The organism is Fontibacillus panacisegetis (genome assembly GCF_900102215.1).
Lineage (GTDB): Bacteria > Bacillota > Bacilli > Paenibacillales > Paenibacillaceae > Fontibacillus > Fontibacillus panacisegetis.
In genome coordinates this window covers 189,084-201,692 of the sequence record NZ_FNBG01000002.1, presented here as the reverse complement: position 1 = coordinate 201,692, position 12,609 = coordinate 189,084, and the positions used below count along the sequence as shown (strand labels likewise).

Below are 12,609 nucleotides of genomic sequence, written 5' to 3'. Positions count from 1 at the left end.
CACCATCCTGATTTACTTTGTTCCGGAATCAGCTTATAAGAGCGTTTACTAAACTTAGTATACAATTATACTTGCCAAATAAAAAGATAAATTAATCATAAGTTATTATAAAGTAATAATTAGTTAACATATAAATTAAAAACTAAAAAAATTGTTGTTAAAGGATTGACTAGAAAGCGTATTCAATATAGAATAAGTTTGTAGTTTATCGATAACTTAATTCACAACGTTGAGAGGGGTTAAGAAATGAGAAAGAACAAAGTGTTTTTTGGGTTTATGGCGTTAATTCTCGTAGTAGCAATGATGGCTGGTTGTTCTTCGAACAAGAATACGGGCAGCACGAATACGGGTGCTAATACCGGAAGCAATGGAGAAGCAACAGAACAAACCGGAAAGCCTAGCGGGGAGATCACTGTAATCACGCAAAGAACAGATATTGTGGATACAGTGTTCAAAGAATACGCTGCTGAATTCAACAAGATTTATCCTGATGTGAAGGTAAACTTCCAGGCTCTGTCCGACTTTGAAGGACAAATCACAGTTCGTATGAACTCAAATGACTATGGTGACGTTTTGCTGTTCCCTTCAAGCATTCCTCTTAAAGATGCTGCAGACTTTTTTGAGCCGCTTGGCGAGTTTTCCGATCTGAGCAAGGAATACATCGCTCTTGAGGAAAAAACGGTAGATGGAAAGGCGTACGGTATTCCTACCGCTGTTAACTTCTCCGGTATTTTGTATAACAAAAAAGTGTTTGAAAATGCAGGTGTGACTACTGCCCCTAGAACACCGGATGAATTCTTGAACGCATTGAAAGCGATTAAAGCAAAAGACAGCTCGATTGTTCCTTTGTACACCAACTATGCTGATTCCTGGCCTTTGACTCAGTGGGAGGGGTCGCTTACGACGGTTGCAGGCAATGTGGATTATGTCAATGTGGAGCAGCCAAATTCGGATGAAAACTTTGTTCCGGGCAAACCGCATTATGATTTGTACAAAGTAATGTATGACGCTGCCAAAGAAGGCTTGATCGAAGCTGACCCGACAACAACGAACTGGGAAGCTTCCAAGGCTGATTTGGCTAATGGGAAAATCGGAGCTATGGTGCTTGGTTCCTGGGCAATCGTGCAAATTCAAGGGCTAGCTGAAAATCCTGATGATATTGCCTATATGCCGTTCCCTACAAACGCATCTGAAGTCATTATGCCTTTGTCTGGTGACTATAATCTTTCAATTAGCAAGCAAAGTAAAAATAAAGAAGCGGCTAGAGCATGGCTCGATTGGTTCGTTAAGGAATCCGGTTACCCGACCGAACAAGTTGGCGGTATGAGTCCGGTTATCGGTGCGGAGCTTCCTAGCTCTCTGAAGCAATTTGAAGGCACTGACATTAAGTTTGAATTGAAAAGTCCTGCCAAGGAAGGACAAGAGGGTCTGGTTGACAAGATCGACAAAGAGGGTGAAATTGGTCTCAATCAGCCTGAGTTCAAGAAACGCATTATCGAAGCGGCAATTGGTAACACAAACGAATCCTATGATGATATTATGAAGGATTTGAACGATGCATGGGTGAAGGCGCGTGCAAAAGTAGCTCAATAATAGATGACCGTTTATATCTAGTTGAGGTTAGATGAATATGGATAGGGAAACGTACGACATAGTGCGTTTCCCTTACACTGTTCATTCGCGTTGACGTGAAAATGTATACAGCTAGATTTATTGGAGGTATGAGTGGTGTTTAAAAATTTAAGCTATAAAGCACAGCGGAAAATTATTATTATTTCCTTTTCCCTGATTCCGGTCGTTTTATTGTTCACCCTTGCTTATTTGCCCGTATTCAATATGTTCAAGTACAGCTTTACCAACTGGAATGGCTATAGCAAAAGCTTTGATTATGTGGGCTTTGATAATTATAAAACTATATTTACGGATCCTAAGTATTTTTCCGTTTTTAAAGTCAGCTTGTATTACTTTGCTGCATCATTTGTGCAGATGGCGATCGCCCTGTATTTTGCAACCATTCTCAGCTTTAATGTGAAATTCAAAAACTTCTTTAAGGGTGTTTTGTTTTTTCCTTACCTATTAAATGGTGTAGCCATCGGCTTTATCTTCCTGTTCTTCTTCAGACCTGACGGAACGCTTGATACCATCTTGCGCGCTGTAGGGTTGGGAGACTTTATTCAAGGATGGCTGCTTAATCCTAAAATCATCAACGTTTCTTTAGCAGGTGCCGCTATATGGAGATACATGGGCTTTAACTTTATTATTTTCCTGGGGGCAATTTCCTCGATCGGCAAGGATATTTATGAAGCTGCAGAAATAGACGGTGCTAATCGATGGCATCAATTCAGACATATTATTCTTCCGAGCATCAAGCAAATTGTTCAATTGAACCTGATTCTTGCGATAAGTGGTGCGATCAGTGCCTTTGACATTCCATATATTATGACCGGTGGTTCTAACGGTAGTAATACATTCGTTATCCAGACTGTAACAACAGCGTTCAAGTATAACAAATTGGGTCTGGCTTCTGCCATGGCAGTCGTTCTCCTCTTTATCGTTATTATCGCCACCATGCTGCAACGCTTGTTGATCAAGGAGGATAAATAATTCATGTATAGACTAAAGTATGCCGCAGGCGGCCTGGTTAAATATGTATCCCTGCTTTTCGGAGCGTTTGTAGCTCTTGTGCCTATCGTGGTCGTGTTTTTTGCTTCATTTAAAACGAATAAGGAATACAGTGGCACAAGCCCTTTGACCCCACCGGAAAATTGGCTGAATTTCGCCAACTATTCCAAAGCATTTATTAACGGCAAAATGCTGCTTGGCTTCGGGAACACCATCATCATCCTTGTTGTCTCAATTGTTGGCGCTACCTTGATCGGCTCGATGATCGCTTATGTTCTGAACCGCTTTAAATTTCGCGGCAACAAGCTTTTAATGGGGGCATTTTTGCTGGCTACCCTGATTCCAAGTGTTACGACGCAAGTAGCTACGTTCCGTATCATCAACTTCTTCCATTTAGTGGATACCAGATTTGCACCAATTTTGCTCTATTTGGGAACGGATATTATTGCCGTTTACATTTTCATTCAATTTTTGAATTCCATATCAGAGTCTCTGGACGAATCGGCAATGCTGGACGGAGCATCCTATTTCACTATTTTCTGGAGGATCATTCTTCCGCTGCTGGCTCCGGCGATCGTTACGGTTATTATCGTTAAGGGTGTTGGCGTCTACAACGACTTCTATACTCCATTCTTGTATATGCCAAGTGAGGATCTGCAGGTCATCTCCACTGCCCTGTTCAAGTTTAAAGGTCCATACGGCTCACAATGGGAAGTCATTTGCGCCGGAATTATGATCACCATCGTTCCGATTTTAATCGCGTTTCTTTCACTGCAAAAATACATTTACAACGGTTTTGCACAAGGTTCAGTTAAATAAAAAAACATTTGATAGTTGGAAGGAGTCGACTTCATGAATACAGTCAAAATTATTGGAGAAAACCTGAAAAATATTCCATGGCAAGACAAACCAGAGGGCGCTGTAGGTCCTGTCTGGAGACATAGTGAAAACCCGGTTGTTAAAAGAAACCCGGCTAAAGGGATTGCAAGAATTTTTAATAGCGCTGTTGTACCTTATGAAGGTTCTTATATTGGTGTGTTTCGTGCTGAAACAATCAATGGACGCCCACATTTGCATCTAGGTAAAAGTGAAGATGGATACAATTGGAACATTGAAGAAGAACGTATTGAGTTTATTGACGAAGAAGGAAAGCCATTCCAGCCTAATTATGCATATGACCCAAGATTGCTAAAGGTTGAGGATGCTTATTATATCATTTGGTGTACTGATTTTTATGGCGCATCGATCGGTATGGCGAAGACGACGGACTTTAAGACATTTGTTCGTCTTGAAAATCCGTTCCTTCCATTTAACCGTAATGGCGTGTTGTTCCCGAAAAAAATTAACGGCAATTATGTCATGTTATCGCGTCCAAGTGATAGTGGACACACTCCATTTGGTGATGTGTTTCTGAGTGAAAGCCCGGACCTCGTGTATTGGGGCAAACACCGTCATGTGATGAGCAAAGGCGGACAAGGCTGGTGGCAGGCAGTCAAAATTGGCGGAGGTCCTGCTCCGATTGAAACAACTGAAGGCTGGCTCATGTTCTATCATGGTGTAACAGGTACTTGTAATGGTCTTGTGTACAGCATGGGAGCTGTTATCCTGGATCGGGATGAGCCTTCCAAAGTGAAATACCGTTCAAGCACCTATGTGCTGACACCGGAAGAATGGTACGAAGAACGTGGATTTGTTGCGAATGTAGTATTCCCTTGCGCTACATTGCAGGATGCCGAAAGCGGAAAAATCGCTATCTATTATGGAGCGGCTGACACTTATGTTGGAGTAGCCTACACCACAGTTCAGGAAATTGTGGATTACGTGAAAGCGACCCATGAAGAAGTAGCGGATGACGCCGAGATTGGAAGAATGTAATTCTTCAATATAAAAAAGAACGAGGACGAGAACGGATTAGATCAAATATGATGTAATCCGTTTTCATTGCTTAGGAGGAGATCAACATGGGAAATGATATGACATTGGATCAGTTAAAAGCATATAACGGTAAAAGTCCCAGACCGGAGAAGTTTAATGACTACTGGGGTAGAGCGCTTAAGGAGCTGGATAAGCAGTCGCTCGAATATGAATTAGTTCCGGCTTCATTTCAAAGTCCTCATGCAGAGTGCTACCACATGTATTTTACCGGAGTTGGCGGAGCGAAAATACATGCCAAGTATGTGAAACCAAAAGCACTCAACGGCAAGGGAGCAGGAATGGCTTATTTCCATGGCTATTCATGTGATAGCGGAGACTGGATGGATAAAGTGAACTATGCGGCGCATGGTATTACCGTGCTCGCTCTCGACTGCCGGGGACAAGGCGGTTGGTCGGAGGATAATTTAACTGTTCAAGGAACAACGATCCGCGGACATATTATCCGCGGTATTGATGATCCCAATGAAGATAAGCTTTATTATCGCAACGTTTTTTTGGATACCGTTCAAACGGTTAGAATCTTGATGTCTTTAGACCATATCGATCCGGAGCGAGTCGGTGTGCATGGCTTATCTCAAGGTGGAGCACTAGCTGTCGCATGTGCAGGACTAGAGCCGAGAGTGAAATTGGCTGTACCCGTGTATCCGTTCCTGAGTGATTACAAGCGTGCATGGGAGCTGGATATCAATTCCTCCGCTTACGAGGAACTGGTGTATTATTTCCGTTTCTTTGATCCGCATCATCAGCGGGAGGACGAGATTTTTAACAGGCTGGGCTATATCGATGTTCAGAATTTGGCGGATAGAATTCGTGCGAGAGTTGTATTTGTAACAGGGCTGAGTGATGTCGTATGTCCACCTTCAACACAGTTTGCAGTATACAACAAAATAACCTCGGAGAAGGATCTTCTCGTGTACCACGAGTACGGGCATGAATATTTGCCTTATTTAAGCGACAGAACGCTTCAGGAGTTTATGAAGCTATAGCAGCAACAATGCTAAGGGGTCGGAAAGGAGTTGATACACGTGAGATTTATGAATCGGGAGCAATACGATACTGAGGGGAAAAGGAACTGGATTCGCAGCATGAACCTGAATCCTGCAACTTCTGTAGGGGCGCGTCTATTTATTGTTTTTTTTGCAGGGACTCTATTATTTACGCTGTCGCTAGGGTTGTTTTCCTATCAAATATCAAAAACAACTATTCAGAATAATGCTAGACTCACGAATCAACAGACTATCAATCAAACAGCTGACAAACTTGAATTAGTTCTGAAGCGTTATGAGGATTCACTCCAGCAGTCATTGTTCAATCGCGATATTCAGGACATGGTTAGGCAGGCATCGCTTAAAAATACAGACAGCAGGCAGCAAATCATTATCAAACAAAAGGTAGTAGCTGCATTGGGGAATTGGGCTAATGCCAATTCAGGCGTGGTTGCTGTGTACCTGATACCTGAAAGTGATGTCATGCCGAATATGATTTCTGGTATGGACTCCTACGGTTTATTGGAGACTGCCAAGGAGCAGGAATGGTACACGAGCCTTGTTAAATCCGGCGGTACGATGTGGATGTCCGTGCCGACGGATCATAAGGATGAAATCCCTTACGTATTTCGTATCGCCAAGGGTTTTCATTCTACTGGAGGCAGAGCCTATGTCGTAGCAGCGGATATCAAAACCTCTGTTTTGGGTGATCAACTAAAAGAAATTGATCTTGGTGAGAATGCAGTAGTCGGAATTATTTCCAAGCAGCTTACTCCTGTTGCAGTATCCAGCGACGGAAAAGTTGTTGAATTTGACGTTTCTGTGCTGAGTGAAGAGGATCGAGCCGAATCTGGAAGTCAGAACGGACGGAGAGCAAATGGTGAATCTGTACTAAATACATATAGTGCATTTGGTGATTCCGGATGGACTTTGATGAGCACTGTTCCAGTTTCGTATCTTGTGAAGGATACTCGTGTGATCCTGTTATCTACCTTTATCATCAGTATCATTGTGGCAGTGCTGGCACTTGTCATCGGTTTGTGGATGGCCAAAACCATAGCTTCTCCTTTGAAATTGATGAAGCATCTAATGCGACAGGCGGCACAAGGTAATTTGCAAGTAAGAATGAAGGAAAAGGGCCGGGATGAAATCGGAGAGCTCTCGTCATCATTTAATGAAATGATGACTCAAATTACTTCATTGGTTGAACAGACGACCGATACGGCACGTGCAGTGCTTGAGACAGCAGGAGAGCTTGGGCGCGCTTCTCGACTAACAGCTGATTCGGCTACAGAGATTGTTGATGCAACAGAACAAATTGCTTCGGGTGCAGTTGATCTGGCCCAGGAAGCTGAACGTGGAAATTCACTTATGGAAGACATTATTGTGGAAATGGAGCACGTTGTAGGCACCAATCAGGCGCTGGGGGAGTCATCCATTAAGGTAAGTGAATCCAGCCATAAAGGAATACTTTCTTTACAGGAGCTTAAGGATACAACGCTGTTAACTGAACAGAAAACGAATATGCTGACAGATATGGTGATCCGTCTTCAGCAGACAGCCTTTTCGGTAATTAAGGTGTTGGACGTGATGCAGAACGTAACGAGACAGACGAATATTTTGTCTCTCAATGCATCGGTAGAGGCGGCCAGAGCTGGTTCAGCCGGTAAAGGCTTTATGGTAATAGCCGAAGAGATTCGCAGATTAGCCGAGGAAACCAGACAATCGATTGATGTCGTTGGTCAAATCGTAGATAGCATTACAAATGAAATGAACGACACGGTCAATACATTATCTGAAGTGAGTCCCTTGTATGCGCATCAGATTAAGGTTGTGCAGGACACGAATCAAATTTTCCAGTCTGTGCAGGATCAGATGGGTGATTTTAATGATCAGTTGATTTCTGTTACAACTTCGATCGAGAACTTGAACAAATCGCAATTTACGATGTCGGATGCGATGGGGCAAGTCAGTGCGGTGGCTGAACAGTCATCCGCAACCTCACAGGAAGTGGCCTCCGTGTGTGAGTACCAGAAGGAAGTCGCGAACAAGCTTGTTGAGCTGTCTATCGAACTGGAAAACGCGTCATCCAAATTGCAAGAGAAGCTAGGTATGTTCACGACCTAATGTGAGGAGTTCCGCTTTTCACTTGAAGGGAGGTGATGTTCAGGCAGTCATTATTATACATCATGATGGTAACCGGATGACTTACATCTTGATTACGGAGGGGTAAAATGAGATCGGCAAGAAAGGGTATAATTATTTTTTTGATCATGATTCTGTTATTCACAACAATCGTTCAAGGCACAGTGAGTGCTGATTCCTTGACGGGAACTTCTTCCGCGGTTTCTGTTAATCAGACGTCGCAATCACAGCATTGGGCACAGTCCAGCATCGACAAGTGGACTCGTCTTGGCGTGGTGAAGGGGTACGAGGACGGCTCCTTTCATCCCAATCAGCAGGTAACAAGAGCAGAGCTCGCTACGATGATCAATCGGATTTTCGGGTATACTCAGGCTTCCGGGCAATCATTTGCCGATGTGCCCAAGGATGCCTGGTACAGCAACGCGCTATCCATAGCCAAAGAAGCTGGATACTATGAAGGTTACCCTGGCAATCTGGCCAAGGCAACTACATCTGTGTCCAGACAGGATGCAGTAACGCTAATTGTGAAAGCGTTTTATCTGAAGTCCCAGGGAGACGGAGCATCCAAAGCTTATTCTGACTATGATGCTATTCGCCCATATGCACGTGAAGCCATCGCTGCTCTTAGCGATGTTGTGAAGGGGTATCCCGACGGTTCATTTAAACCGGATAAATCCATTTCCAGAGCAGAGGTAGTTAAGGTTTTTGACTCTTTAGTTTCCGAGTTATACACTTCTGCAGGTACTTATATTGGTGGGAAAATCAATAATCATGCCGTTATCAATGCAGATGGAGTAACGCTTAAGGATTCAGATATCTCAGGCAATCTGTATCTGTCTGCCGGGATCGGAAACGGTGATGCAACACTGGAGAATTCGCAAATCAAGGGCACGACTTATGTAGCTGGCGGTGGTGAGAACTCCATTCATGTAAATCAGACCACTGTAGGGGATCTTGTGGTTCAGCGTCCTGACGGCAAGGTACGTATCGTGTTCTCAAAGAAATCGAACGCTGGGAATATTACAGTGAATTCTCCGGCGATTCTAGTCTTCGATGGTGATTCCGTGTTGAATCATTTGACGATTAACAGCGATGGCGCTGGAACGATCATTGAGGGAACAAGCACGATTTCTGAAATTACCGTTTTAGCTGATGGTGTGACGGTTAACGGACAATTGCTCGCCAAAAACACCAGCTATGTTCTTAAACAAGGCAAACTTGAGGTTGTAGGCACTACAACAAATACGACAGGAACGACGGGAACCGGAACAAGCGGCTCAAGTGGTTCTGGCAGTTCAGGTGGTTCTGGCAGCCCAGTCGATCCAGTAGATCCAGTAGATAAAACGATTGATCTGGTAGATATGAATGCTACAGCGGAGACCAGATCGTTGTTCCAATACCTGAATGAAGCTCGGGGAACACAGGTATTGTTTGGTCATCAGCATGATACGACAGAGGGACTATCTATTACGGCGAAGGACGGCACCCAGTCCGATGTGCTGAATGCGGTCGGCGATTTACCAGGAGTATTCGGCTGGGACACGCTGAGCCTGGAGGGGAAAGAAAAGCCGGGTGTAGGGCTGAACAACAAGCAGCAGAATAGGGATAATTTAATTGCTGTGATGAAGAAGGCGTATGAGGAAGGCGGCGTGCTGACCTTAAGCGCACATATGCCGAATTTCGTCACCGGAGGCGACTTCAATGACACTAAGGGCAAGGTTGTATCCAGCATTCTCCCAGGTGGAGAAAAGAATGAGGAGTATAACCAGTTTTTAGATATGATAGCTGATTTTGCCAACAACCTGAAGGATGATGACAACAAACCGATTCCAGTCATCTTCCGCCCGTTCCACGAGCAAAACGGAGGCTGGTTTTGGTGGGGAGCCCCATACAGAACCAAGGAGCAGTACATTGAGCTATATCGATACACCGTAGAGTATCTGCGTGATGTCAAGGGCGTCAACAACTTCCTGTACGCCTTCTCGCCGAACAGTTCGTTCAACAATTCAGAAGCCACCTATATGGAGACTTATCCAGGAGATGAATATGTGGATGTTCTGGGCTTTGACTCTTACTATAACGGTAGTTCGGAAGGCTGGTTCGAAGGCGCTTTACAGGATGCCAAGCTGGTCTCCAGACTGGCTGATTCCAAAGGCAAGGTAGCGGCCTTGACGGAATTCGGTTACTCCAATCTGCGGCCGTCCGGTACTAACGATCTTCACTTTTTTACCAAACTGCTGGATGCTTTAAAGTCCGATCCGGATGCCAAGAAAATGGCTTATATGATGACCTGGGCCAATTTCAGTACAAATAACTTCTTCGTTCCTTACAAGAACGGGCTGAACGGACTCGGGGATCATGAGCTGCTGCCGGATTTGGTGGATTACTACAATGATCCGTATACTTCCTTTAACAAAGAAGTGAAGACTGACAACATTTACACGAAGGATGTGGAGGCATCCAATAAGAGGCCTTACCTGCATATCGCAACGCCAACCAATAATGAAACGGTACTTACTGAAAGCGCTTCACTCATTCGGACTCGCGTGTTGCATCAGAATACTGAGAAAGTGGTCTACCTGATCGGCAGTGATTCTGTTGAACATCCGATGACGATTGACAACAGTGGATTCTATTATACGGCTTCCTGGACGCCAGGAGCTGCACTTTCAGGGCTGAGCACGACCATTACAGTCAAATCGTATGCAAAGGACGGCAGCGTCATTAAGCAAACGATTCAAGTATATGTTAATGATACGCTGCCAAATTCAAATACCTTGGTAGTGGATACGTTTGAGGATTACAATGGCAACAATGAACTGCTTGACAATGCATACAGTCCAGGAGGTGACTTGAGCACAATTTCTCTCGACTCGGAACACAAGAACAGCGGTCAGTACGGCCTGAAGTTCGCTTACAATGTGGGAGTTCAAGGATATACCGGGCAAACGAAAAATATGGACAATGTCGATTGGTCCGAAGCAAACCAGCTGAAATTCTGGTATGAGCCGGACGGAAGTAACCAAAAGATGGTTATTCAAATCAAGATGAGCGGCATTTCCTTTGAAGCCTATCCATCCTTGGCCGGAAAGACGGCAGGTGAGATTGCGATTCCGTTCAGTGAGTTCAAGCCTGCTCCTTGGGATACCGCCAATGCGGGTCAGGTGATTACAAAGCAGTACCTGAAGGATATCCAAACGTTCTCCATATTTGTGAACAAGAATTCATCGGTGGATGCTACAACTGGCACCCTGTACTTCGATGACATTCAGGCGTTCAATGACGGAACAGGCGGAGTTCCAGGTGGCAGTACGGCTGCCGGACCTCAGCTTCTGTACGGATTTGAAACGGATACTCAGGGATGGACCATTGATTCGAACACTGCAAGTGCAGAGGCGGTAACTGTAACCTCCGAGGCCTCCACAGAAGGCTCTCAGGCGCTTCGCGTTGCCTTTTCTCTTGCTGGAACTGAGTTCGAATTGATGAAGAATGTGTCTTTGGATTTGAGCGCCGTTGATACGCTAAGCGCGAAGGTAAAGCTCTCGAATGGAACAGGGAAGGCTCGTCTGTATATCAAGACTTCCAATTGGACATGGACAGACAGCGGGCCGTTCGATGTGGATTCCACTGCATTTACGACCTTGTCGCTGCCTCTTGCTGGAATTTCCGATTTAAGTCAGGTTAGGGTCATAGGCGTGAAGTTTGACAGCTTTAGCGGATCGGGCAATGCTGCGGCTTATCTCGATGAGGTGCGAATTTCGAGTGATAGCGTCATTCCCGAGAATCCGAATACGATCAAATTTGAGGCGGAGAGCGGCACTTTAAACGGTGGAGTAGCTGTGTCCACAGAAAGTGGCGGGTTTTCCGGTTCAGGCTATGTAACAGGCTTTAAGACTTCCGGGGACACTTTGCAGATTCCGGTGAATCTGGAGCGTGCCGGGACGTATATGCTTGCCATCCGTTATAAAACAATAGGTGGAAGTAAAGTAAATACGGTCAAACTGAACGGTACAACCCTTGCCAATTACACCTTCGCGGAAGCGGGTGTCTGGAAAGATGCTGTACTGGGGCAATATGACTTTAAGGCGGGCGCCAATACGATCGAGATTGCGACTAGCTGGGGCTGGATGGATATCGACTATATTCAACTGACTGGCGGGGAAGGACCAGTGACCTCCGTGAATCTGAAGTCATCAGGAGCTTCGGGTGCGGTTGACATCCCGGTAACGCTTTATGCGCTCGCAGACAATTCGGCGGAATATCGCTTCCTGGCAAGAAAGGCAGGCGGCGAATGGGAGTATGTGAACAACTACAGCAAAACCTATTCCTATGTATGGACGGCCCCTGGTTCAGGCGAATACGAATTGAAAGCATATGCGCGGCAAATTGGCTCCAACGCTGAATTCGATGCCGAGAGTGCGATTCTGAATTACACCGCACTGCCTGATTATACTGGCAAGCCACTAGTGAATCCTATGTTCAGCAGCCACATGGTTTTGCAGCGGGACAAGGAAGTGGCGATCTGGGGATGGGCGGAGCCTGGAACCGAGATAAGTGTCAAGCTTGATGAAACTACCTTCACAGGAACTACCGATTCTAACGGGAATTGGAAAGTACCGATAGGAGTCAATCAAACAGGTGAATCTCATACGATAACTGTGAAGGGTGCGGGGCAGACCGTTACATTCACTGATATTCTCTTCGGCGATGTGTATCTGACATCCGGGCAGTCGAATATGGCATTTCCGATGTCCCAGGTTACCAACGCGGCAACGGAAATCAGCAATGCGAATAACCCGAACATCCGTTTCTTTACGGTTCCGCAGTTGACCAGCAGGTACCCGGTTTCCATGGTTACAAGCCAGAAGCAATGGCAGGTGGCTTCGCCGGAAACAGTACCTGGGCTTACAGCAGTGGGTTA

General features: G+C 45.1%; 7 protein-coding genes. All 7 read left to right on the top strand.

Going from position 1 to position 12,609, the window contains the following annotated elements:
• The first annotated feature begins 246 nt into the window (after positions 1-246).
• Positions 247-1,593: an ABC transporter substrate-binding protein gene (locus tag BLS49_RS03420; protein ID WP_091226735.1), complete on the top strand. Its 1,347-nt coding sequence runs from the start codon at positions 247-249 to the stop codon at positions 1,591-1,593.
• 135 nt (positions 1,594-1,728) lie between these two features.
• Positions 1,729-2,604, top strand: coding sequence for a carbohydrate ABC transporter permease (locus BLS49_RS03415; RefSeq protein ID WP_091226733.1), 876 nt, complete (start codon positions 1,729-1,731; stop codon positions 2,602-2,604).
• 3 nt (positions 2,605-2,607) lie between these two features.
• Positions 2,608-3,441 (top strand): carbohydrate ABC transporter permease, encoded by an 834-nt coding sequence (locus tag BLS49_RS03410; RefSeq protein ID WP_091226732.1) that lies wholly within the window; start codon positions 2,608-2,610, stop codon positions 3,439-3,441.
• 33 nt (positions 3,442-3,474) lie between these two features.
• Positions 3,475-4,497, top strand: a complete 1,023-nt coding sequence (locus tag BLS49_RS03405) for a glycoside hydrolase family 130 protein (protein ID WP_091226731.1) — start codon at positions 3,475-3,477, stop codon at positions 4,495-4,497.
• An 86-nt stretch (positions 4,498-4,583) separates the two neighbouring features.
• On the top strand, positions 4,584-5,543 hold the full coding sequence (locus BLS49_RS03400) for an acetylxylan esterase (RefSeq protein ID WP_091226729.1): 960 nt from the start codon (positions 4,584-4,586) through the stop codon (positions 5,541-5,543).
• 48 nt (positions 5,544-5,591) lie between these two features.
• Complete coding sequence (locus tag BLS49_RS03395) at positions 5,592-7,670, top strand: methyl-accepting chemotaxis protein (RefSeq protein ID WP_245742264.1); 2,079 nt, start codon at positions 5,592-5,594, stop codon at positions 7,668-7,670.
• Between the two features lie 107 nt (positions 7,671-7,777).
• Positions 7,778-12,609: glycosyl hydrolase (locus BLS49_RS24705; protein ID WP_091226726.1), on the top strand; the 4,832-nt coding region annotated here is incomplete at its 3' end.